Source organism: Vibrio sp. T3Y01, from assembly GCF_013114525.1.
Lineage (GTDB): Bacteria > Pseudomonadota > Gammaproteobacteria > Enterobacterales > Vibrionaceae > Vibrio > Vibrio chagasii_B.
This window is the reverse complement of sequence record NZ_VTXJ01000003.1, coordinates 182,963-208,156: the sequence shown is the minus strand read 5'-3', so window position 1 is coordinate 208,156 and position 25,194 is coordinate 182,963. Positions and strand designations below refer to the sequence as shown.

Sequence of the window (25,194 nt, the reverse complement as noted above, 5' to 3'; positions counted from 1 at the left end):
AACCAAAGTTTTGTCGCCACTTACTAAGCCTGGCACTCTTGCTACTTAGCCTCTAACTAACCAACGCAACCTCTTCCAGCCTTGTACGCTACTGTCTGTTCTGTGCAAACAAAAAAACTCCGAGCTTTCGCCCGGAGTTTTTGGTATCTAGCTGCTAATTCAACGAATTACAGTTCAATTGAAACCGTTTCACCATCAACATTAAGCAGTAGCGTGTTGCCTTCAAGCTTGTGAGACACTTCAACTTGCTCACCTTCGTTCTTATTTGGAACAAGAAGCGTCAAGATGTTGTGCTCTTTCGATGGTTTGAATTCCACTTCAACGTGACGGTGGATCTCAAGATCTTTGAACTCATATGGGTCTACTTCACCGAAACCTTCAACGTTCTTAACTGAAGTGATGTTATCAGCAGACTCATTGATGAAGTTCACGTCTAGGTGCGCAACTTCGCCACGGATAGTGAAAGACTTATCAGCCACTTCGTTTGCGAAAGTTGTGTGCATTAGCCAAGTCATGTCTTTCTCTTCAGAAAGCGTCGCCTTGTCTTGCATTACGAATACTTTACCTTGAACAAACCAGATCTTACGCTTGTAAGATTCGATTTCAGGAACGAAGTACTTGTAAGATGCCGTTGCGTCACCTTCAACCATCTTCACATCAGATTCTGTGTCGAAGTCAGAGATTGTACCGCCCGCTTCAATACAGAAACGATCTTGGTGGTTTTCGTAACCTGTGTTCTTGTTCTCGCCGTACTGACCTTTACCGCCAAATAGTGGCAGGTTTTTAGAGAACGTTTGACGACGCCATTTGGTGTGCATATCAACACCGAAACCACCGTAGTAGCCAGTGATTGACGCCAGCGTTTCACCGAATGCATGCAACGTGAATGCGTTTTGGTCACCGTGAGAGTGGCTGATTGAGCCAAACGGAGAACATTTGAATACCATGTGAATATGGTTATCACGTTCAGTCATCTTGTTGTGGAATGCAGCCCAACCAGTGATTGGGAATACTTTCAACAGAGGGTCGTTTGATGGTGCTTTCTCTTCTGGAGCATCCCATAGGAAGTTGAAGCGAAGATCATCGTAACCAAAGTCCCACCAGCCGAAGTTGTAGAACTTCGTATGAGCTTCAGTATCACGGCCTTTAAGCTGGTTGTAGTACCAAACGTACTCAGGTTTCTGGTTAACACCTGCGTAGTGCTTGATGTTGTAAGCCAGTTTTAGACCTGGGAAGTCACCAATTGAAGACTGGTCACAGAAGCTCGCACGTTTAGAGTGAACAGGCATGCAGTAAAGCGGGAAGTCACCTGTGTTTTCGTAGAATGTTTTATTGAACATGTCTACGCCACAGTATGCTTTCAATAGGTCGAATGCTTCACCTAGGAATGCAGTTTGCGTGTTCCAGTAGTCAGGACCTTCAGCCCAACCGCCGTCTTCACCGCCCCATGGTGGGTAGTGCACTGCGTAGTATTCTAATGCGTAGGCAATGTACTCGCCTGCTTTCGGGTGATCGTGATAAAGCGCGATACACGTTGGGATGATAGCAGAAGAGATAGAACGAACACCGTGGCTGTTTAGCGGGTTGTTCAGTAGATCAACCGTCACTTTCAGGTGGTGCATGATTTCGTCGAGACGCTCAATCAAAGCATCTTGAACTTGCTGACGCTCTTCATCTGTGAAGTAAGCGTGTAGCCAGTCGTAACCCCAAGCCATTGCTGCGATAACACGGAACGCCGCTTCATCGTTGTAGCCACGAGAAGTCACACCTTCTGGATCGTACGTCGACAGTTTTAGAGTCCAAGCTTTTGCTTTTGCGATTAGCGTCTCGTCTTCTTTTACCACACCAGCAATCGCTAGGTTACGTGTCGCGTTCAGTGCCATTTGGCAATCAACGTACATTTGACGCCAGTAAGGACGCCACAAAGAAGCTTTTCCTACTGTTTCCGCAGGGTACGCTTGAGGCTCTTCAAAAGGTGCTGTCTCAAGGAACTTAACCGTAGAATTGTTGTAGAAATCATCAAACATGCAGTGAGCTTCATCAGCTTTCACTTTTGCTTTGAATTCTTCTAGTTGATCAGCTTGAACAAGAAGACGTGGACGTGCTTCGCTCAAGTTGTCTAGGAATGATAGGTCGAAGTCACGTTTTTGTACTTCGATAGGGAGTAGGTCTACAAGATTACCTGCTGAAGTGTCATTCTCCAGCTTCATCTTCCTGATTGCATCAAGAGATTTTTGGTCGCTCATTCTAACTCACTTATATTCAAGTTGACTGAAAGGAATTAGCAATAATATACGTCTTATTGTAGGACAATTAAATCTGTTTCGATTCGATTGAACACTTTTTTGCAGTTTTCGTGATTTAGGTCTGATGTTGTACTCCAGAGCAAGCGCTCGCTGTTATCCTGCTCGCCCCCAATCCATGCAGATGCTCCATCTTTGCAAAGCAAAAAAATGCGATGCCCTCTCGAGCATCGCATTCTATTAAACATTTTCTACGTATTAGCTTTCAGTGACCGCTTTCGCTTGCTTACCACCATCATCGACAGCTTTAACTAGCAGCATACCAACACCGCCAACTATCACACCACATAGGATGAAGACCAGACGTCCCCACATTGGGTTTGGAAGCATTGCCATCAGCATAATACCAACACCCGCTACTGCGATAAGTTTACCAAGCATCTCACGCTGTTTGTTGTCTAGTTTCTTCTGTTCCGCTGACTCAGCAACAAGTGGCGTTGCTAGGTTGCCGAAGAACTTATCAACGTCAGCCTGACGCTTCTCAGTTAATGGCTTGTAGAACAGAGTTGATAGGATGAAGAAACCACCTGTCAGAGTAATGTGTGCAACCAGACCGATAGCAACCTTAACATCAGACCATTCACGGCTTGTTAGTTCTTCCAGACCGAAGACTGACGACACCATTTCAGCATTAACAACGAAACCTACGTAATAAGAAACGAAACCACCGACAACTAGCGTACCCCAACCAGCCCAGTCCGGAGTCTTCTTAATAAAGAAGCCAAGGAATGCAGGAATTGTCATTGGGAAGCCGATAAGTGCGCCCACATACATCATTGTATCGAACAAGCTCAAACCTTTAAGCGAGTTAATGAACTGTGCGATAAGGATAATAGCGATACCAAACACGGCAGAAGTAATCTTAGAAACAGTTACAAGCTCTTTCTCGGTAGCGTTGCCTTTACGAACGATTGGTTCGTAGAAGTTCTTAACGAAAATACCTGAGTTACGGTTTAGACCAGAATCCATTGAAGACATTGTCGCGGCAAACATAGCAGCAACGAGAAGACCAACCATACCTGCTGGCATGTACTCTTGTACGAAGTATAGGTACGCAAAGTCACCCGCTTTCTTACCTGCTTCTGGGTAAGCTGCTGCTAGGTCGACACCTTGACCTGCAATGTACCAAGAAGGCATGAACCAGATGAATACACCACAAAGCATTAGCACACACGCCAGTAGCGCTGCTTTCTTCGCGTTCTTTGAGTCTTTAGCCGCAAGGTAACGGTAAGAGTTAAGCATGTTGTTAGTAATAGAGAACTGCTTAACGAAGATGAAGAATGCCCAAATACTGAAGATGCTTAGGTAGTTAATGTTGTTACCAGAAAGGAAAAAACCGCCTTCCGCTACTGGGAAGTTATTCACGATTTCACCAACACCGCCACCTTGAACAACAGCAACAACAGCACATGTCACGGTTACTGCCATGATGATAACCATCTGCATGAAGTCTGATGCGATTACCGCCCATGAACCACCTGTTACTGACATCGCTAATACAACCAAACCAGTAATCCAGATTGTGGCTGTCATGTCGAAGCCGAAGATACCAGAAGCGATGATTGCCAGTGCGTTTAGCCATACACCCGCAGAAACAACACTGTTCGGCATTGAAGACCAAGTGAATACTTGCTCGTTCGTCGTACCAAAACGCATACGAATAGCTTCGATTACAGTTACTACGCGTAGTTGACGGAATTTTGGAGCGAAGTATGCGAAGTTCATGAAATAACCAAATGCGTTGGCTACGAAGATAACCGCTACGGCAAAGCCATCGTTATACGCTTTACCTGCCGCACCGGTGAATGTCCATGCACTAAACTGGGTCATAAAGGCGGTTGCACCAACCATCCACCACAACATGTTACCGCCCCCGCGGAAGTAGTCACTGGTGGTGCTGGTAAATGTTCTAAACATCCAACCTATCGCGATCAAGAATAGGAAATAAATGCCGACAATAATCGTGTTGAGTTCCATCGTGTATCCTTTGTCCGTTGTAATTTGTTACACGGACTATAGGAAAACCTTATAATTATTTGTAGTACAATAACCCAAATGAGTGACAGCGATCTATATATCGCCAGAATCAATCATCATACAAGTGATCGCTATCAAATATATATACATCAAGATATCTTGCACACCGCCCATAATTGGGATAACTAGAACGCCAATTACAAAGAAATCGTGCTGATAAACCTCGCTCACCTCACTCAAATATGACCCAAAATAACGTGTTGTTTCATAAAAAGGTGACGCTTCTATCAAAACCTTGTCTATATCACCGCAGCGTAAGCAAAAGAAATCATTATATCTATAACAATTTGATTGCATATAAATTTAATAAGGATGAGTAATCCTTCCAATATTTCCCCCCATTATTAATATCACGACAAAATTAACCACTAGTGCAATGAAACGATTCATAGTTTGACGTGTATTTTTTACATATCTTAGACATCCAGCAAAAGTCAAACCAGACAGCACTATGATTTAAAAACACTAAAACCCAAAGACAACCAAGATCAAAGCCGTTATTTATCAAATAACTCAAAGATATAAGCCAAACTAACATCAAATTCAGTCGCTACAATATCTCTAAAGTTACATTCCGGATTCCAATCTCCCATCATTAATAATGTCAGATCGAGAACCACCAATTATTAATATATTCGAGTCATATTTTATAGACGTGGTTAAAACTAATTACCATGACCTGATTTCCTCTTTATTTCATCAACCCTATTTGGAGAAATTCACCCTGTTCCCACAACGTGGGTACAATATAAATCACTCCTAAACCTTCATAAGTGGCTTGATTCATAAATAGAAAGTCAATTACCGACAAATAAGAATTAGGCCCATTGATGTACAGCCAAAAAAAAGACCAAAATCACACTATTTTCTTAACATCATGGTTAAAACAAGAGCGAAGTCTATTTAGGAGACTTCCACTTGTGATCGCAAGCGACTTCCAGAACTTCGTCAATTGAAGAATTATTGTCATACAATATTCTATATAAAACATTCAAATATAAGGACATACGGAATGCGCTCAATCCTAGAGATTACTCAAGACGCTATCGACATTGTAAAGCCCTCTATCGACAAGCTTTTTGAACGAACAAACAGAAAAGAACTGCACATTGTCGTTATGAATCCTCATGTGAAACCTTGGGAAGGGTCTTTTGAAGAGGCCATTCTGTATGAAGAATCCCTCGGTACTCCCGAAACTTGGAACATCGAATTTGACCGCCTTGCTCGTCAAAAGGCAAAACAAGCTTGGCGTGAATCAACAAGCAATATTTCTTTGCAATCACAACACCCTACTTCATTGCGTGATGAAGACGTTTTGTTTTACGGATCTTTTGTTTACGGCAATGTTGTTGTGGCCTGCAGCGGAGTACAACAATGGTATGACATGCTTATTAGCGGTTGGATAGCAGTAGCTATCGAACAACTCACCATGCACGAGTACCAAATGCAAAAAATCGACAACCCTACACAAACCTATCGTTAATAATCAGAATCAAAAGGCATTTATTATGAGTAAGCTATTGAAATCAATAATGTTGGCAGCAGGTATCCTCGTTTCAGCCACCTCAGTCGCAGCCGATTACCCAAGTAAAAACATTCGCCTAGTTGTTCCCTTTGGTGCAGGTGGTGGTACTGATGCCGTTGGTCGTACGTTAGCTAATAGCGCTAAAGACGTATTGGGCCAAAACATTTCTATCATGAACCGCACAGGCGGAGCTGGAGCTGTGGGCATGAGCTTCGGTGCTCAACAGCGTGCTGATGGATACACATTAACGGTAGTAACACGTGAAATCGCTTCGCTTCCTCAAATGGGGTTGATGCGCCATACAGCAGACGACTTTAGGCTCATTCGCTTAGTGAACCTCGACCCAGCGGTCGTATTAGTTGCAAAAGACAGCCCATACAACACAATTAATGATTTAATTAAAGAAGCACGTGACAACCCTGGAAGCGTGAAATTTGCTTCAACAGCTGCGCCGAACTTTTACTTAATGTCGTTAGAGAAAGACCAAGACATTAAACTTAATGCCATTCCTTACAATGGTGCATCTGAAGCAATTCCTGCGGTACTTGGTAACCACACCGACGTCACAATGGTTACCCCTGGCGAAGCAATTGCACAGCTTCGTTCGGGCCAATTAAAAGCACTTGGTGTGATGTCTGAAGAGCGTATTCAATACATCCCAGACGTACCGACATTAAAAGAGCAAGGTATCGATGTTGTGACAGGAACATGGCGCGGCATAGGTGCTCCAAAAAATACACCTGACGAAGTCGTTGAAAAACTGGGTAAAGCATTCGACGAAGCAATGGCGAGTGAAGAGTTCAAGTCTTTCATGGCAAAAGGTGCAATGACCATTCACAACTTAGATGATAAAGCTTTCACTGAGTTCGTTGCAGAAGATACGAAATCACTAACTGCATTAATTAAATAAGATTCATCCAATGGCACAACTTCTTTAAGTTGTGCCTTTTTTATCGATTTGTGCCTTTCCCTTGTTTTACTTTTTAGGGGTAAATTCTATGTCTAATTCAAACTTAAATCGGAACATCATCTTCCCTTCCATAATGATTGTTCTTAGCGGTATAGCGCTCGCTCTCATTACTCAGTTTGACCGACCTATGTATCAGGACGCTAGCGTCGATGCGAAATTCTTTCCGATGATGATTGTGATTGCTCAAATCGCAATATGTATCGTCTTGATAGTCCAACACAAGCTTAAAGGTGCCACAGAAAAGCAAGAAGCAATGGTCACTAAAATGTCGATATTTGGTATCGGATTTCTGATCGGCTATGCCCTACTTATCAGTGTTGCTGGATACCTTTATGCGAGTTTGATCGCGTTCATCTTCTACCTTGTTTACTTCAAAGTAAAAAAGCCGATTTATTATCTTATCGCAGTCACATTCGTTATTGCTGTTTATTATCTGTTTGGTGAAGTGTTCTACATTGCCCTTCCCGAAGCTAGTTGGTCATAGGAGAGCGTATGTTTCAATATCTAGGCGATGGTCTTGCGACTGCTGTGAGCTTTGCCGTTTTACCCGTACTCGTTTTTGGCGTTCTCGGTGGCGTCATCCTTGGCGCACTACCCGGTTTAACCGCCACAATGGGGGTTGCAATACTTTTACCTTTTACTTTTGGTATGGAACCGACATCAGCACTGGTCATGCTCATTGGGGTCTATATCGGTGGTATATATGGCGGCTCAATTGCAGCTATATTATTGAAAACCCCTGGGACACCGGCTTCAGCAGCAAGTGTCCTTGATGGACACACGATGGCGGCTAAAGGGCAAGCAGCCAGAGCACTTAGCATATCTGCAGTAGCTTCATTCATTGGCGGCTTGTTAAGTACGATTGTGCTTATCGCCATTGCTCCTAAACTCGCGACTTTTGCGCTTCGTTTTAACGCTCCCGAATATTTTGCTCTCGCACTTTTCGGGTTAACGATTATCGCGAGCGTGTCATCAAACAACATTTTTAAAGGGCTTTTAGCGGGAACGATCGGTCTTTTGGTTTCAACAGTAGGGCTTGACCCAATCAGCAGTGTTCCTAGGTTCACTTTTGACATCATGGATCTATACAGTGGTATCAATGTCATTCCTGTATTGATTGGCCTATTCGCCTTATCTGAAGCGTTAAATCAATTGGAAAAGCTCTTTTCTGAAAAGAAAGTCGCACCACCAAAATTCGATCACAAACTACTCAGTAAAGGCGATTTAAAAGAGATGTTACCCACAGCCGTTAAAAGTGGCTTGATGGGCACAACTATTGGCTCGGTACCAGGAGCGGGCGCGGATATATCAGCGTTTGTTTGTTATAACGAAGCTAAGCGGTCATCTAAGAACCCTGAAGAATTCGGTAAAGGCTCAGTCAGAGGGTTAGCTTCAGCTGAAGCCGGAAACAACGGTGTAACGGGCGGTTCACTCGTTCCATTACTTACCTTAGGCGTACCCGGAGATGCGGTAGCGGCGGTATTACTTGGTGCATTGATCGTTCAAGGTTTAACACCTGGACCACTGCTCTTCGCTCAAAACCCAGAAGTCGTTTACGGTGTATTCAGCTCAATGTTAGTCGCTAACCTTGTAATGCTAGTTATTGGTTTGCTCGGGATTCGCTTCTTTTGCCGAATCATCGAAGTACCCAAAATAATCATGATCCCAATTATTGTATTCTTATCAATTGTAGGTGCCTACGCCATCAACAATTCAATGTTCGATGTTGGTATTGCGATTGGTTTTGGGTTGTTAGGGTTTGTTCTAACCAAACTCGATATTCCGTCTTCACCAATACTGCTTGCGATCATTCTTGGCCCCATGGCGGAAACAAACCTAAGAAAATCTCTACTGATGTACGACGGCAGTTGGTCTTTCCTCTATGAACGCCCTATCGCCCTTGCGTTCATTGTTTTGGCTATATTCTCAGTTTATTCAACATTAAAAATGAAGAAAAAACAGAAACAAAAGCAGGCCGCTGAATGTTCTTAGGGTGCTTTGCACACATCAAGAACAAATAACAAAAAAGGTATGCTCTTGGCATACCTTTTTTAACTTTCTCTAGACTTATAAAGCGTTGTCTAGCTTATCAAGGGTTAATTTGAATCTACTCGTGTTTCAAATCGAACCAAACACCGTCTTTAGCTTGCAGTCGCCAAGCGGTGGTTAGCATCTTGAAGGTGCGCCGCTGACATTGAACGCGCTTTTTCACTGTCGCCAGCCATGATCGCTTCATAAATTCTGCGGTGTTCATTGATACATGTGCTGCCCTCTTCAGAAGAGTGCACGATGAAGTTCATGAACATGGTCGTCAGAATGTTGCCAAATGGCAGGTAGAAATCGTTACCAGTTGCATTGAAGATCAAGCTGTGGAAACGAATGTCGATGTTTGTCCAGCTTTCTTGGTCAAATACTTCAGCAGCATCCACTTCTACCATCTTTTGAAAGATCTCTGAAAGCTCGATGCGTTGCTCAGCAGTTGCAAACCTTGCTGCCAATGCACATGCCTCTGGTTCAATCGCACGACGAAGGCCTAAGAACTGAGAACAGAATTGGTCTATGTCGGTTAGGCCGTCCATCCATTCAATCAGTTGAGGATCAAGAAAGTTCCAGTACGCACGGTCGACTACGCGAGTACCAATTTTTGGGCGAGACTCTAACAAGCCTTTAGAAGTCAAAAGCTTAACAGCTTCACGAAGCGCTGTTCGGCTGATACCAAATTGTTCACACAACGCCATTTCACCAGGAATAATAGAACCTTGAGGCAGATCGCCAGACAAGATCCCACGAGCTATCTCACGCGCTACTTGAACGTGCAGGCTGCGCTTCGAGCCCGAAATTGAATTAAAACTGCTAACCATAAGTTCACTTATTTTATATGTTATGTTTATGTATTATTTAAGGATCACTATAACAGTATTTCAACCTATCGCCAATTAAGTAAAATCTCAAACCATAATAGCCTACTATTTTACTCAACCAATCAAACACTTAGAAAGTGTCCAAATTCAGTCACTCAGAAATAATATGTTACACCATTCATAAATCCGTCATCAAAACGCATCGGTTCTGTCATCCTCGATTTCTATACTCCCTCCCCAACAAATCACTCAATTGGACTGAAATAATGAAACCGACAAAAACGAATCTTACGCTTAAAAGCGCTATTACTGCTGCGCTGATTTTTTCTGGTTCTGCATTAGCAATGGATACACGATACGAAGATCGTACTGGCAACTTGGTCGCGGATATTCCTCAAGACGAATCGCAATGGGTTGATCCAAACACGCTAATTTTTGCTTATACACCAGTTGAAGATCCAGCAGTATACGCTGATGTGTGGAGCGAGTTTTTGAGCCACCTTGAAAAAACAACGGAAAAGACGATTCGTTTCTTTCCTGTTCAAAATAACGCAGCTCAAATCGAAGCTATGCGTTCAGGTCGTCTGCATATCGCAGGTTTCAACACAGGTTCTACACCACTAACGGTTAACTGCGCAGGCTTTGCTCCATTCACCATGATGGCCGCGGAAGATGGCTCTTTCGGTTACGAAATGGAAATCATCACCCATCCGGGTTCTGGTATTGAAAACGTGGAAGATCTAAAAGGTAAAAATTTAGCGTTCACATCACAAACATCGAACTCTGGCTTTAAAGCACCTTCTGCCATTTTGGACGCGGAATACCAACTTCAACCTGACCGTGATTTCAAACCTGCATTCTCTGGTGCGCACGACAACTCTATATTAGGTGTGGCGCACAAAGACTACGATGCAGCAGCGGTAGCGAACTCAGTATTGAACCGCATGCTTTCACGCGAAGTGGTGAAAGAAGATCAAATCAAGAGCATCTACAAGTCTCAAACCTTCCCAACAACGGCTTACGGCACAGCGCATAACCTAACGCCAGAGCTGCAAGAGAAGATTCAAAAAGCCTTCTTCACTTTCGACTGGGAAGGCACAAAGCTTCAAGAAGAATTTGAGCGTAACGGCGAAGCGAAGTTTGTTCCAATCACTTACCAAGAGCATTGGGAAGTCATTCGCACTATCGATACAGCAAACAAAGTGTCTTACACCTGTAGCTAAACGACTCAAACGCTAAACCACTACCACACAGATAAACCCGTAACACACACTAAAACTAGCTGCAGGTACATGTGCCTGCAGTTACTCACCACTTTCAGCGGTTTACTTCCCATTTCAGCCTCAGGCGAACGCTTAGTACACCGGTCTTATAGGAATACTATGTCTACTCTTACCCTAAAAGGGCTTACCAAGCACTACTCCAGTTCTGATAAAGCCTTGACCAACGTTAGCTTGTCGGTGAATGCCGGCGAAGTGGTTGGATTGATTGGCCCATCTGGTGCCGGAAAATCAACGCTTATTCGTTGTATTAACCGGCTCACCGAACCCACCAGCGGCGAAGTAATCTTTTCCAATACCAATCTAGAAACGCTTTCCAAGCGCCAACTAAGACAATCACGCCGCGAGATTGGGATGATCTTCCAAGAGTACGCGCTGATTGAACGTTTAACGGTAATGGAAAACGTGCTTTCAGGCCGTTTAGGGTATGTGAATTTCTGGCAAAGCTTCACTCGCCGCTTTGCAGAGTCGGATATCCAAGCAGCCTATGCCCTACTCGATCGTGTGGGGTTATTGGAACACGCAAATAAGAGAGCTGACGCTCTGTCGGGTGGTCAGCGTCAACGTGTTGGTATTGCCCGAGCACTCGCTCAGAAACCCAAGTTACTCTTGATTGACGAACCAACAGCGGCACTTGATCCACGTACGGCACGCCAAATCATGCGCTTGATTAGCGAAATTTGTTCTGAGCAACAACTTCCAGCCATCATCAATATTCACGATGTGCAGTTAGCCAAACAGTTTGTGGATCGCGTTGTTGGTTTGAACGCAGGTTGCGTTGTCTTTGACGACAAACCAAACCTGCTGACTGAAGACGTATTAACACAGATCTACGGTGAAGAAGATTGGAGCCAACAAACAGAACAAGACGACGATGATCTAATCATCACCGGGCCTAGCTTGGCTGAGGCAACAGCATGATTCAGCCATATTCTAAGCATGGTTCAGCGCAATCAGAACAAGCACTTCAATACCCAAAACAGTGGACAAAGCCACCTTTGATTTCAAGCCCATGGTTACGTTGGAGCTTGATCATCGTAGTCGCGGTTTACTTGTACCTAGCGACACAATCAGTTGATGTCAATTGGGCTCGTATCTACGAAGGTAGCGAGCGTGGTTTACAGTTCATTATGGCCTTCATGAACCCAGATTTCAGCGGACGCTGGGACAACATATATCAAGGCTTAATTGAAAGTCTGACCATGACACTTACCTCAACGGTCGCTGGTGTGATTCTTTCTATTCCATTTGGGCTTGGTGCAGCAAAGAACTTAGCACCAACGCCAATCTACCTATTTTGTCGTGGATTCATTTCTATAGCCCGAAGCTTACAAGAGATCATCGTCGCTATTTTATGTGTTGCGCTATTTGGCTTTGGCACCTTTGCTGGTTTTGTCACGCTAACCTTCGCGACCATTGGGTTTCTTGCAAAACTGTTTGCTGATGAAATCGAAGCCATTGACCCAGCCCCTCTCACTGCAATGCGTGCAACTGGCGCAAGCTGGCTACAACAAGTGAACTATGCCATTCAAGCGCAGGTGATGCCCCGCTTTATAGGCCTTTCGATGTACCGACTCGACATCAACTTCCGTGAGTCTGCCGTGATTGGCATTGTTGGCGCAGGTGGTATTGGCGCAACGTTGAATACAGCAATGGACCGCTACGAGTACAGCGCCGCAGCCGCTATTCTATTGATTATTATCGTGATCGTGATGTTGTGTGAATATCTATCGACCATCATCCGTAAGCATGTGCAGTAAGGAACGACCAATGAGCACGCTAAATGACACACCTTCAATCGCCATGAATCGTACCCAATGGCAGCGTTACGACAGTAAACAGAGTCTGATGCTTTGGATTGGCTGGCTTTGCTTTGTTGCTTTGACCGTTATTGCATGGCAAGTCATGAACAAGGATACGATTTGGTACTTTGTGACTGACTCACCAAATCAACTTGCTGATATATCTTCACGTATGTGGTCGCCGAGATGGAGCTACTTAGATTCACTTTGGAGCCCGTTGTGGGACACCATTAACATCGCGACACTTGGCACATTGTTGGGGATCGTACTGGCGTTTCCGGTTGCGTTCTTAGCGGCACGTAACACGACACCAAGCATGACGTTTATCAGACCTATTGCGCTCTTTATCATCGCGGCAAGCCGTTCAATTAACTCTTTAATTTGGGCTCTTCTGTTAGTTGCGATCATCGGCCCAGGCTTGTTGGCGGGTATTATCGCGATTGCCCTACGCTCGATTGGTTTCGTGGCTAAGTTGATGTACGAAGCAATTGAAGAAGTGAACGCAACACAAATGTCAGCGATTCAATCGACGGGCGCATCTCCGCTGCAAGTGTTGAACTACGGCATTCTTCCTCAAGTGATGCCAAGCTTTATCGGCACGAGCTTGTTTCGTTGGGATATCAACATTCGGGAATCTACAGTATTAGGATTAGTAGGCGCAGGCGGTATCGGTTTGAAACTGCAAGAATCAATGGCGATGCTGGCATGGCCTCAAGTGACTGTGATTTTCTGTGCGATTCTCGTGACGGTTGTCTTCTCAGAATGGTTGGCTGCCAAAGCTCGAAAAACCCTCATCTAAATAATAAAACAACGTCAAATTGACGGTTAGCTAAGATTAAAGCCTACTCACAGAGTAGGCTTTTGTTTGTTGAGGTGTTGCGGACAAACTCACGCTTAGAAGCGCACTTCATTAACGACCGTCCCTACCCCTTCAATGGTAACACTCACTTTGTCTCTATCGGATAGCGCAAACGTTCTGCCCGGTGTGCCCATAAAAATAAGATCGCCCGGCTTAAGGGTAAAATAGTGACTCAAGTAGCTAACCACTTTTCGAGGCTTGTGGATCATGAACGAGGTACTTTCTTGTTGCACAACCTCTCCGTTAACACGAGTGGTCAGTTGCACCTTGTTATAATCGATGCCACGAACAATCGTATTACCAATCGGCCCAAAGCCATCTGATGCTTTCGCTCGTAACCATTGTAAATCCGTGCCTTGCCAGCTTCTTTCTGTAATATCGTTACCCACAGTGACACCAAAGATCGCTTGTTCGGCTTCTTCTTCATTGGCTCGGCTAAGCTCCTTACCAATCACGACCACCAGCTCTCCTTCAAAGTGGACGTTCTTCGCTTTAGGTGGCATTTGAATCACTTCGCCTGTCAGGATTAAAGAAGAAGGAAGTTTAAGAAACATAGGGGGCGGCGCATTGGCAGGTGATGCTAGGTGACTGGCGAAGTTCATCCCTACCGCAAACACCTTTTCAGGCTTGATAGGCAATAATACTTCGACAGACTCAAGAGGAATCGAGGTTTTTGCGACGGCATACTCACCGAAGATGTCACCGCTGATAGGTAACACATCGCCTTTATCTAACTTCCCATAACTGATTTTGTCTTGATATTGATAGCGTACGAATTCCTTGATGCTGTTCTTAACTACGGTTTCCGCATTGACATAAGCAGCGCTTGAAATCATCAATACCGCCATTAATCCTTTCATACTTGATTCCCTTGTCGATTAATCTCCAATCTAAACTCTAGTCCACTCTGGTTATCTTCGGCCTACTCTGGTTATCTTCGAGCCACTCTAATTCCCCACGGTCAATTCCAGTACGCGTGAAAGAGTGACTCTCAAATCACATACATAAAAAAACCGAGCAACTCGCAACGAGTTACTCGGTTTGACTTATTTCCGATATTCTTTGTCATCGACATTAGTTTCGTTCAGTTATTTAGATGCGAGCACCCTACCAACCGAACATGACGTGGCACTTCGTTCCCGCAAAGCACCACATCAGCACATACCGTCATTAAACGATATATGTTGATCATTTACAGTTGAGCAAATGATCCTTCCCACGAGTATGTCTCACCAGCAAACTCAACAGTGTGAGTTGCTTGCTGCGCGTCTTCAGCTTGGTTTGAAATACCGTAGTGGTAAGTGTTGCCAGATGTCGTTTGAATGCGCACAACAGTCCCGACACTGTTATGACCAACAACAGACACCGATTTAACCAGACCACGAGCGCCTACAGAGGCTTCGATAGACTCGTTAAAGTAACCGTGTGTTTCCAATACAGAAGCAAACACATGGTTTTGACCAGACTGACGTAAGATGAACGCAGGCTCACTCTTAAGGTTGAAGTCTGGATCGTTAGCACCAGTGCGAGCAAAGATAACTTCGCTGCCCACATTAGCGCTGGTTACTAGGCTGTAGTAGCTGTTGTCATGTAGCCAGCTTACTAGAGAACCTTCTTCGTTCACTTTGCCTGAAGCAACGTTCCACAGATGTTGGTAACCGTTGTCTTCACCTAGTGGCTTAAGCGTTTTTTCCATGTTGTAATCGAAGTCAGTACGGATGATTTGACCAGAGTGGTGAACTGGTAAGTCGTACTGGTGCTCTGCGTCAGCTTCGATGCGGTAAACATCAATCACTAGCGGCTTCTCGAACTCAGGAAGCTCAGCAAGAATCACGCTGCGTTGCATGTCTACGCCAGTGTAGTATTCAGAAATCGTGCCGCTCATACCTTGTAGAGACTGGTCGCCTGCTACGAAGAAATGCTTCTGACCAAACTTAGACTCAGCCAATGCTGTGTTAAAGTTGTTCTGTGTTTTCTGATCGACCGTTACTGTGTTGTGAGCAACCGTCTGCTTACAGTAAGACTTGTTCTCTGGAATGTAACGACCACCAAACTTAGGCTCAACGTTTACCCAACGACCAAAGCCGTAATCGTGCAGCACTTCGTGGCCACGGTTGAATACGCTCAGGTGCAAGCCGTCGTAGTGACCATGGTCTAGCGCAGAGTGGTACTGGTGGTCGCTGCCGTGTTGACCAAACCAAATCAACGCCATGGTATCTGCGGTCTTAGGGTCGCCGTCTTTTTCGTCACGGTGACGAAGAATGCTTACGCCGCCTTTTTCACCTTCAGGGCCATCCGTTACAAACAGGCTACCCCAGTTGAATGCTTTGATGTCGTCTGCTGCATCAACCGCATCAGACAGTGTTTTACCAGAAGCATGAACCCAAACGTCTTGTTGGTGATCAGCCATACCAAGCAGAGTTTCAGTCTGCTCGTAACGGTGGTAACACACAGACGTTGCCATGATCACGCCTTCATCGTTGATAGAGATCGTCTTCGATGAATCGTTCAGAGCTGGCAATGTGCCGTCTGGGAAGGCTGTTTTGAATACAGAGTAAGAGGTTGTCTTGATCACTGAATCGTTAAATTGGTAAATACCGACCTCTGGTTGACGACGCTCAATCGCTTCTGCGAATAGGTAGATTGGACGCAGAGAGAAACGGTGGTAGTAAGGACCTTCCATGTAGTAGCCGTCTGGCGAGAACAGTTGATCAAGTTGCGCTAAGAAACCGCCGCTTACTTTGTCCAGTTTTAAGCCGTACAGTGCTTTGTCTACTGACTCTTGGTCGTTGATCGCGTAACCACAGATACCAACCGCAGCCACAGCCCATAGACCGTGGTTGTGTACGATGTCGAAGTCATGACCGTAAGTCACGACGAATAGGTCGATCATTTGCTTAAACAAGTCATTTTCGATCAGTGTTTTTTGATCTTCAGAAATCGTGTGGTAAACACAGCTATACGCACAAGAAGCGTACAGCATCCACATGTTTTCATTCAATGTTTGGTGGAAGATCTTACCCGGTGGGTTAGTGTCACGGCTTGTGTTGTTCTCTAACGTTGGGTAAACCTTCGCGTACGCAGTTAGCATATCTACGATGTAATCACGGTACTTTGATTCCTCAGTGATAAGGAACAAACGACCCGCTAGATCCATGTGGATGTAGTTTTGCTTATGACGGTTGTGCTCGTAACCGCCGCCTTCACCGTGACCTGGTACTTCAATGCCAACTTCAGCCATGTAAGCGTCAGTTTGTTTAATGTCACGAGTCAGTGCGTTACCTAAAAGGCTATCCTTGCCAAGTTCTTTACGAAGCTCTGCTGCTTCATCAAAGTTAAGTAAAAGTGGTTGATAGCTCATTATTATTTCCCCTGCTTTGCAGTACTAAGTTCTTCTGAATTTGTTTCTTGTAGAGTTGTCTCTACTGAGTAGAAGCCTGTCCAGCTGTATACTTTGCCGTTCAGTTCTACCTTGTGTTCTGTGCTGTCAGTCGCGCCAATTTGGTTGCTGATCATCACTGTCACGTTTGATTTCTCTGTGCTGATTTCGATGACTGAACCCACATTTGTATGCGCGACAACCTTGATGTTTTTCACAACGCCGCGAGCATTGACTGATTGCTCGAACTCTTCGTTGAAGTAACCGTGAGTTTCTAGAACAGAAGCGAACAGTGTTGTTTCACCCTTGCTACGTAGAATGAAAGCAGGCTCTGAGCGTAGGTTGAAGCTTGGGTCATTCGCGCCAGTGCGAGTAAAGATAACTTCAGCATTGTCGTTAGACGTTGCACCTAACCATGTGTAGTAGGTGTTGTTTTGTAGCCAGCTCACAAGTGCCGTGCCATCCACATCACCGCTTGCTACGTTCCATAGGTGTTGGTAACCGAAGTCACTACCCAGCGTGTTCAACTCTTTGTTCGCTTGGTATTCAAAGTTAGTACGAACAATCTGACCGGCATATTGGTGCGAGTAATCGTATTGGTGTTCGCCTTCGCCACCTTTCTCAGAATCTAAACGGTAAAGATCCAATAGTAGCGGAGATTCCAACTCTTCAAGATTTAGCATGAACACGCTGCGTTGCATGTCAAAACCTTGGTAGTGATCGTTAGCAAACGCACTCATCCCGTTAATTTGCTCGTCTTCTACTTTGAAGAAGTGTGGTAAGCCGTGTACCGCGTCTGCACGTTCAACATCAAAGTTGTTCTGGCATTTTTCATCAATCGTTACTGCGTTGTGAGCAATCGTTTGACGAGCGTAAGATTTGTTTTCATCTAGGTAGCGGCCGCCAAATTTTGGCTCCACGTTAACCCAACGACAGAAACCGTATTCACGTAGCACTTCTTGACCGCGGTTGAAGAAAGAAATACCCAGCGTATCGAAGTTGCCGTGACCCATGCCGTGTTGACCGTAGTTCATCACTAACTGAGAAACGTCACCTTTCTTATCCTGCATACGGATAAAGCCTTGCGCGCCGTTGTGACCTTCAGGGCCTTCGTTCAATTCAACACTTGGCCAGAAAGGCATACCGATTTCTTGCTCAGCAGACGCCGCTTCATAAGCTTTAGATAGCTCAAGACCACATGGGTGCATCCAAACTGCGTCTTGAATCTTCGCCATACCAAGAATGTTTTGGTCAACGCCGTTTTCAGATGAGTAATGTTTGCTGTAAACGCTCACTGCAACCTGAACGCCCATGTCTGTAATGCCCATTGTGCGAGATGCATCGTTCAGAGCTGGGAATTCACCGTTCGGGTACGCTGTCGCCAGCATCGCTTGTACCGTGTTACCAATCACACCACCTTTGTAGTTGTAGATATCCACTTCAGGCATATGACGGTGAATCACTTCCGCGAATACACAAGTTGGGCGAATCGCGTAACGGTGGTAGTAAGGACCTTCCATGTAGTAGCCAGAAGGTGCAAACAGTTGAGAGATTTGCGCTAAGAAACCGCCAGTGTCGTTACGGTCAATGCCGTAGACTGACATTTCAAGGTACTCACGCTTACCAAGAGCAAGACCGCAGATACCTACAGCGGCTACAGCCCAAATACCGTGGTTGTGGATTCGGTCAAAGTCATGTGCGTATTTCACTGTGAACATTTCTAGCATTGGTTCGAAGATACGAGACTCAATGTTGTCACGTTGCTCTTGTGTCAATGTTGAAGCAATACAAGAGTAAGCCAAGCTTGAGAACATTAACCAGCAGTGTTCGTTCAAGATTTGGTGGAATAAACGACCGGTAGGGTTAGTGTTTTTCTGTACGTGGAAATCAAACGTTAGGTATTTGTCTGCGTACTCTTCTAGTAATTCTGTAACAAAGTCAGCGTACTTTTGCTCTTTAGTGATCAAGAACATGCGACCAGCTAAATTCATGTACGTGTAGTTTTGCTTATGGCGGTTGTGTTCATAACCACCCGCTTCTCCATGACCAGGAACATCAATAGGTAAGCGCATGAACGCTTCTAGGTCTTTCGCGTTCGCTGCAATGGTTTTACCCATTAAGCTAGAGCGGCCTACTTCAAGGTGAAGTTGCTCTATTTCAGCTTCAGTCAACAATACTGGTTTAGTCGTCATATTCTTTGTCACCCTCAATAAAGAGTTTATCTGCTTAAACTTTGATTAAATTTTCAAACTCCATATAAAGTAATACAATATGAGCTTTAATTATAGCTATTCAGTGCGAAATGATGAGTAGAATCACATAAATCACTGTAAGTCATTGATGTAGATAGTGAATGGTGAATAACAGGCGTTAGTTAAGTTGTTGATTTATTTAGGCTATATAAAGTATCACTTGATCGGCATCACATAATTCTAGATATATTGTATTACAATTAAAGTCATTCCCTTATGATGAACACAGTTAAGTAACACTTAAAAGATTTAAACAGATTAGGAGATACACAATGAACTCTTTCTTTATTCTAGATGAAAACCCATGGGAAGAACTTGGCGGCGGCATTAAGCGTAAAATCGTTGCTTACACTGACGATCTTATGGCTGTTCATCTATGTTTTGATAAAGGCGCGATTGGCCACCCTCATACTCATGAGATTCACGACCAAATCGGTTACGTAGTTCGTGGTAGTTTCGAAGCTGAAATCGAAGGCGAAAAGAAAGTGCTTAAAGAAGGCGATGCTTACTTTGCTCGTAAACACATGATGCACGGTGCGGTTGCTCTAGAGCAAGACAGCATCCTTCTTGATATCTTCAACCCTGCGCGTGAAGATTTCCTAAAATAATGAATAGCGCAACCTCAGTTGCTAAGGTAAGCATATGAAATCATTAAACATCGCGGTCATTGGCGAGTGCATGGTTGAGCTACAAAAGAAACAAGACGGGCTTAAGCAAAGTTTTGGTGGCGATACACTAAATACAGCACTTTACCTGTCACGCTTAACTAAAGAGCAAGATATCAACACCAGCTATGTTACGGCATTAGGTACTGACCCATTCAGTACTGACATGTTAGAAAAGTGGCAATCAGAAGGTATTGATACTAGTTTGATTGCTCGACTTGATCACAAACAGCCAGGGCTTTATTACATCGAAACCGATGAAACTGGTGAACGTAGCTTCCATTACTGGCGTAGTGATGCTGCTGCAAAATTCATGTTTGACCAAGAAGACACTCCAGCTCTGCTTGATAAGCTATTCTCTTTTGATGCGGTTTACCTAAGTGGTATTACGCTAGCTATCCTGACAGAGCATGGACGTACACAGCTATTCACCTTCTTAGACAAATTTAAAGCGCAAGGCGGCCAAGTATTCTTCGACAATAACTACCGTCCAAAGCTTTGGGAAAGCCAACAAGAAGCGATTTCTTGGTACTTAAAAATGCTTAAGTACACAGATACAGCACTGCTTACGTTCGATGATGAGCAAGAGTTGTACGGCGACGAAAGCATTGAACAGTGCATTGCACGTACGTCTGAGTCTGGTGTGAAAGAGATCATCATTAAGCGCGGTGCAAAAGACTGCTTAGTTGTTGAAAGCCAGGGCGCTCAATACGTTGCACCAAACCCAGTAGACAACATCGTTGACACGACAGCGGCTGGAGACTCGTTCAGCGCAGGTTTCCTTGCTAAACGCTTGAGCGGTGGCAATGCTCGTGATGCAGCGTTTGCTGGTCATATTGTGGCAGGAACCGTAATTCAGCATCCAGGTGCGATTATTCCGCTAGAAGCGACGCCTGATCTGTCTCTATAATTAGATACTTTATATATTAATCAAGGGCTTGCTTTTTTAAGCAAGCCCACAATTAACGTGAGAAAGAATTCATGACTACATTAAATGAACAACTAGCAAACCTGAAAGTAATCCCTGTAATCGCGATCAACCGTGCTGAAGATGCTATCCCCCTAGGCAAAGCACTCGTTGAAAACGGCATGCCATGTGCAGAAATCACACTACGTACAGAATGTGCAATCGAAGCGATTCGCATCATGCGTAAAGAATTCCCAGACATGCTAATCGGTTCAGGTACTGTACTGACTAACGAGCAAGTTGACGCATCTATCGAAGCTGGTGTTGATTTCATCGTTAGCCCAGGTTTCAACCCTCGTACAGTTCAATACTGCATCGACAAAGGTGTTGCGATCGTACCAGGTGTTAACAACCCAAGCCTAGTTGAGCAAGCAATGGAAATGGGTCTTCGTACGTTGAAGTTCTTCCCGGCTGAGCCTTCAGGCGGTACTGGCATGCTTAAAGCACTAACTGCGGTTTACCCTGTTAAATTCATGCCTACTGGTGGCGTGAGCTTGAAGAATGTAGACGAATACCTATCTATCCCTTCTGTACTTGCGTGTGGCGGTACTTGGATGGTTCCAACTAACCTTATCGACGAAGGTAAATGGGACGAGCTAGGCAAACTAGTACGTGATGCAGTTGAACACGTTAACGCTTAATCTGTTTTAGATTTGCTGATAAAGCCTCACTTCGGTGGGGCTTTTTGTTGTCTACGCTTTAGCTTACCGCTCCCACTAGGCGTTGGTATGGTCATTTTCACTCAAGCGCTAATATATGCTAAAGCCCCTAGCTTTTGTCGTACAAAACTATCTACATTTAATTCACCACGCTACATCTAATTCACCACGAACCACTTTAACTTTCTCCTAAGCGCTCCACCACTTCCCCCTACTTATTGACCACTTTAATTCACTATTGCTAGGCCCCAACTCTCAAATGAGTAGCCAGCTTGCATTTTAAGAGCACTATTCGAACAAAATACTAGTTACCTTCACTGATATTGAAATCAAAAGAAACTATGGGCGTGCTCCAGCTCATAAGAATCAAATAAGCACTTAAAAACAACAAGCTACCTCTGCGTTAACCACGTGATGGTTGATAATTATGTCGTAATTTTAATTATGAGAGCTGTCGCAAAACTGGGCTCATTTGTAGCACATTTGTTACGGTTATAACTAAAATCTTATGGGTGACCTTTGTTATTGTTTTTTGGTTTATATTGTAATACATATGTACATTTACTGGGTCGTTAAACATCAAACAAAACCAAAATTAGATACTAATTAAAACCATTAAAAACAATAATTTAATTCAACCACTAATATTAAAGAAAAAATCAATGCGACCTAGATCATACTAAAGACATATTGTAGTACAAATAAACCTTTGTACGCGTTAATCTAAGCCCAGTTAATTATGATATTTAAAAGGCTGAAAAGATGACTATTGATACTTTTGTTGTTCTCGCCTACTTCTTCTTTTTAATCGCGATTGGTTGGATGTTCCGTAAGTTCACCACCTCAACAAGTGATTACTTTAGAGGGGGCGGCAAAATGTTGTGGTGGATGGTTGGTGCAACTGCCTTCATGACACAGTTTTCAGCATGGACGTTTACAGGTGCCGCAGGACGCGCGTTCAATGACGGTTTCGTTATTGTAATCCTATTCTTAGCCAATGCTTTTGGCTACTTCATGAACTATATGTACTTCGCTCCAAAGTTCCGCCAACTTCGTGTGGTAACGGCGATCGAAGCTATTCGTCAGCGCTTTGGTAAAACGTCTGAACAGTTCTTCACATGGGCAGGTATGCCGGACAGCCTTATCTCTGCAGGTATCTGGCTAAACGGTCTAGCTATCTTTGTAGCAGCGGTATTCAATATCCCAATGGAAGCTACCATTGTGGTAACGGGTATGGTTCTAGTATTGATGGCAGTAACGGGCGGCTCTTGGGCGGTTGTTGCTTCTGACTTCATGCAAATGCTTGTAATCATGGCCGTGACAATCACTTGTGCGGTAGCAGCTTACTTCCACGGTGGCGGCTTAACTAACATCGTTGCTAACTTCGACGGCGACTTCATGTTAGGTAACAACCTAAACTACATGAGCATCTTCATCCTTTGGGTTGTATTCATCTTCGTGAAGCAGTTCGGTGTAATGAACAACAGCATCAATGCTTACCGTTACCTATGTGCAAAAGACAGTGAAAACGCACGTAAAGCGGCAGGCCTAGCATGTATCCTTATGGTTGTTGGCCCACTAATTTGGTTCCTACCACCTTGGTACGTAAGTGCATTCATGCCTGAGTTTGCGGATCAATACGCATCAATGGGCGATAAAGCGGGTGATGCTGCTTACCTAGCATTCGTACAAAACGTAATGCCTGCAGGTATGGTTGGTCTTCTAATGTCTGCAATGTTCGCTGCAACGATGTCTTCTATGGATTCAGGTTTGAACCGTAACGCTGGTATCTTCGTGATGAACTTCTACAGCCCTATTGTTCGTAAAAACGCGACACAAAAAGAGCTGGTTATTGTAAGTAAGCTAACAACCATCATGATGGGTATCATCATTATCTCGATTGGTTTGTTCATCAACTCTCTACGTCACTTGAGCCTATTCGACATCGTAATGAATGTTGGTGCATTGATTGGCTTCCCAATGCTTATCCCTGTACTACTTGGTATGTGGATTCGTAAGACGCCAGACTGGGCGGGTTGGTCAACACTAGTTGTAGGTGGTTTCGTTTCTTACATCTTCGGTATTTCGCTTCAAGCAGAAGACATCGAAAACCTATTTGGTCTAGAAACAGCCCTTACAGGCCGTGAATGGAGCGACTTGAAGGTAGGTCTAAGCTTAGCAGCTCACGTAGTGTTCACGGGTGGTTACTTCATCCTAACGTCTCGCTTCTACAAAGGCCTAACGCCAGAGCGTGAGAAAGAAGTTGACCAACTATTCACTAACTGGAACACGCCGTTAGTAGCGGAAGGTGAAGAGCAGCAGAACCTAGATACTAAACAGCGTTCAATGCTTGGTAAGCTTATCAGCACGGCAGGTTTCGGTATCCTCGCAATGGCTCTGATTCCAAACGAACCAACAGGACGCTTATTGTTCCTACTATGTGGTTCGATGGTACTAACCGTTGGTATCCTTCTGGTTAACGCATCTAAAGCTCCAGCTAAGATGAGCAACGAGTCAGTTGCTAAATAGCTAAACAGCTAAACAGCTAACAAGATAAACCACAATGAAGCCCATGTTATTCGATAACATGGGCTTTTTATTTGCCTTCGCTTTATCAAATTAGAATATGAAACGCATCTCGATTAATGCTCACAAACCATAGAAATGCCTATCTCCTACCCTCGTTTTATCTTATTTTCCAACCTTTCCAATGGTTTGATCTCTTTCTCGGATTGTTTCTGTTACTTTGAATGACAACACAAACACAACAGATAATTACAATGAAAAAAACATCACTATTACTTGCTTCCATTGCTCTGACACTTTCTGGTGTCGCACAAGCTGACCAGTTAGAAGACATTCAAAAATCCGGTACCCTTCGTGTGGGCACCACTGGCGACTATAAGCCATTTTCTTATTTTGATGGTAAAAGCTACTCTGGCTACGATATCGATGTTGCACAGCACATCGCGGAGCAATTAGGCGTTGAATTGAAGATTGTTCGTACCACATGGAAAGATCTGCTGACCGACCTAGACGACGATAAGTACGACATCGCGATGGGAGGCATTACACGTAAAATGCAGCGTCAGCTAAACGCAGAACAAACTCAAGGCTACATGACGTTTGGTAAGTGTTTCTTAGTCGCTAAAGGTAAAGCAGAACAGTACAACAGCATCGAGAAAGTGAATCTATCTTCGGTCCGTGTTGGCGTAAATATCGGTGGCACTAACGAGATGTTTGCAGATGCTCATTTACAGAATGCAAGCTTCACTCGCTACGAAAACAACTTAGATGTACCGCAAGCCGTTGCGGAAGGCAAAGTTGATGTAATGGTGACTGAAACTCCGGAAGGCCTATTCTACCAAGTGACGGACGAACGCCTTGAAGCAGCTCGCTGTGAAACACCATTTACCAACAGCCAATTCGGCTACCTCATTCCTAAAGGTGAGCAACGTTTGCTGAACACTGTGAACTTCATTATGGATGAGATGAAACTGAAAGGTGTTGAAGAAGAGTTCCTGATTCACAACTCTCTTAAATAGTCTTCTAGTCTTCTAGATAAAAAAATAGGCCAGCATTGCTGGCCTATTTCATTTATTTTAATCCGCTCTGGCTATCGAGCTTATCAGAGC

At 44.2% G+C, this 25,194-nt stretch carries 19 protein-coding genes; 13 read left to right on the top strand and 6 right to left on the bottom strand.

The window, feature by feature from the left end; all coding sequences use genetic code 11:
* Positions 1-167: 167 nt before the first annotated feature.
* Both F0232_RS05125 and F0232_RS05120 read right to left on the bottom strand, forming a co-directional pair.
* Positions 168-2,246: a DUF4962 domain-containing protein gene (locus tag F0232_RS05125; protein WP_105057252.1), complete on the bottom strand. Its 2,079-nt coding sequence runs from the start codon at positions 2,244-2,246 to the stop codon at positions 168-170.
* Positions 2,247-2,501: 255 nt separating this feature from the next.
* The gene (locus F0232_RS05120) at positions 2,502-4,280 is read right to left on the bottom strand and encodes a transporter (protein WP_105057253.1); all 1,779 of its coding nucleotides are present in this window, start codon (positions 4,278-4,280) and stop codon (positions 2,502-2,504) included.
* Between the two features lie 1,072 nt (positions 4,281-5,352).
* Between F0232_RS05120 and F0232_RS05115 the strand changes: the two genes are divergently transcribed.
* The 4 genes from F0232_RS05115 to F0232_RS05100 all read left to right on the top strand — a co-directional run bounded on the left by F0232_RS05115 (position 5,353) and on the right by F0232_RS05100 (position 8,827).
* Positions 5,353-5,823, top strand: a complete 471-nt coding sequence (locus F0232_RS05115) for a hypothetical protein (RefSeq protein WP_061032711.1) — start codon at positions 5,353-5,355, stop codon at positions 5,821-5,823.
* Between the two features lie 25 nt (positions 5,824-5,848).
* Entirely contained in the window at positions 5,849-6,775 is a 927-nt protein-coding gene (locus F0232_RS05110; RefSeq protein ID WP_061032712.1) for a tripartite tricarboxylate transporter substrate binding protein, read from the top strand.
* An 88-nt stretch (positions 6,776-6,863) separates the two neighbouring features.
* On the top strand, positions 6,864-7,319 hold the full coding sequence (locus tag F0232_RS05105; protein ID WP_061032713.1) for a tripartite tricarboxylate transporter TctB family protein: 456 nt from the start codon (positions 6,864-6,866) through the stop codon (positions 7,317-7,319).
* A gap of 8 nt (positions 7,320-7,327) precedes the next feature.
* A complete protein-coding gene (locus F0232_RS05100) occupies positions 7,328-8,827 on the top strand; it encodes a tripartite tricarboxylate transporter permease (RefSeq protein ID WP_061032714.1) in 1,500 nt (499 codons plus the stop codon).
* 149 nt (positions 8,828-8,976) lie between these two features.
* Here F0232_RS05100 and F0232_RS05095 read toward each other — a convergent pair whose 3' ends face one another.
* Positions 8,977-9,696 carry a FadR/GntR family transcriptional regulator gene (locus F0232_RS05095; protein WP_061032715.1) on the bottom strand — a complete coding sequence of 240 codons (720 nt, stop codon included), beginning with the start codon at positions 9,694-9,696 and terminating at the stop codon, positions 8,977-8,979.
* 266 nt (positions 9,697-9,962) lie between these two features.
* Here F0232_RS05095 and phnD point away from each other — a divergent pair, with 266 nt between their 5' ends.
* The 4 genes from phnD to phnE (F0232_RS05075) all read left to right on the top strand — a co-directional run bounded on the left by phnD (position 9,963) and on the right by phnE (F0232_RS05075) (position 13,577).
* The gene (gene phnD / locus F0232_RS05090; RefSeq protein ID WP_105057254.1) at positions 9,963-10,919 is read left to right on the top strand and encodes a phosphate/phosphite/phosphonate ABC transporter substrate-binding protein; all 957 of its coding nucleotides are present in this window, start codon (positions 9,963-9,965) and stop codon (positions 10,917-10,919) included.
* Positions 10,920-11,078: 159 nt separating this feature from the next.
* Positions 11,079-11,897 (top strand): phosphonate ABC transporter ATP-binding protein, encoded by an 819-nt coding sequence (gene phnC, locus F0232_RS05085; protein WP_061032717.1) that lies wholly within the window; start codon positions 11,079-11,081, stop codon positions 11,895-11,897.
* Positions 11,894-12,736, top strand: a complete 843-nt coding sequence (phnE, locus tag F0232_RS05080) for a phosphonate ABC transporter, permease protein PhnE (RefSeq protein ID WP_061032718.1) — start codon at positions 11,894-11,896, stop codon at positions 12,734-12,736. Before phnC ends, phnE (F0232_RS05080) begins: the two co-directional genes overlap by 4 nt.
* 10 nt (positions 12,737-12,746) lie before the next feature.
* A complete protein-coding gene (phnE, locus tag F0232_RS05075) occupies positions 12,747-13,577 on the top strand; it encodes a phosphonate ABC transporter, permease protein PhnE (RefSeq protein WP_061032719.1) in 831 nt (276 codons plus the stop codon).
* 95 nt (positions 13,578-13,672) lie between these two features.
* On the opposite strand, the gene F0232_RS05070 is transcribed toward phnE (F0232_RS05075), so the two are convergent.
* From F0232_RS05070 to F0232_RS05060, 3 genes are all read right to left on the bottom strand, one after another.
* Positions 13,673-14,473 (bottom strand): fumarylacetoacetate hydrolase family protein, encoded by an 801-nt coding sequence (locus tag F0232_RS05070; RefSeq protein ID WP_244268255.1) that lies wholly within the window; start codon positions 14,471-14,473, stop codon positions 13,673-13,675.
* Between the two features lie 356 nt (positions 14,474-14,829).
* Positions 14,830-16,998 (bottom strand): heparinase II/III family protein, encoded by a 2,169-nt coding sequence (locus tag F0232_RS05065; protein ID WP_061032721.1) that lies wholly within the window; start codon positions 16,996-16,998, stop codon positions 14,830-14,832.
* 2 nt (positions 16,999-17,000) lie between these two features.
* A complete protein-coding gene (locus F0232_RS05060; RefSeq protein WP_061032722.1) occupies positions 17,001-19,208 on the bottom strand; it encodes a heparinase II/III family protein in 2,208 nt (735 codons plus the stop codon).
* A gap of 332 nt (positions 19,209-19,540) precedes the next feature.
* Between F0232_RS05060 and F0232_RS05055 the strand changes: the two genes are divergently transcribed.
* The 5 genes from F0232_RS05055 (at position 19,541) to F0232_RS05035 (ending at position 25,104) form a co-directional block, all read left to right on the top strand.
* Positions 19,541-19,876, top strand: coding sequence for a cupin domain-containing protein (locus F0232_RS05055; protein ID WP_009846518.1), 336 nt, complete (start codon positions 19,541-19,543; stop codon positions 19,874-19,876).
* 34 nt (positions 19,877-19,910) lie between these two features.
* A complete protein-coding gene (locus tag F0232_RS05050) occupies positions 19,911-20,843 on the top strand; it encodes a sugar kinase (protein WP_105057255.1) in 933 nt (310 codons plus the stop codon).
* Positions 20,844-20,914: 71 nt separating this feature from the next.
* Positions 20,915-21,541 carry a bifunctional 4-hydroxy-2-oxoglutarate aldolase/2-dehydro-3-deoxy-phosphogluconate aldolase gene (locus tag F0232_RS05045; RefSeq protein ID WP_019826845.1) on the top strand — a complete coding sequence of 209 codons (627 nt, stop codon included), beginning with the start codon at positions 20,915-20,917 and terminating at the stop codon, positions 21,539-21,541.
* Between the two features lie 780 nt (positions 21,542-22,321).
* Positions 22,322-24,088 (top strand): transporter, encoded by a 1,767-nt coding sequence (locus tag F0232_RS05040; protein WP_105057256.1) that lies wholly within the window; start codon positions 22,322-22,324, stop codon positions 24,086-24,088.
* Positions 24,089-24,339: 251 nt separating this feature from the next.
* Positions 24,340-25,104: a transporter substrate-binding domain-containing protein gene (locus F0232_RS05035; protein ID WP_105057257.1), complete on the top strand. Its 765-nt coding sequence runs from the start codon at positions 24,340-24,342 to the stop codon at positions 25,102-25,104.
* Positions 25,105-25,194 lie beyond the last annotated feature (90 nt).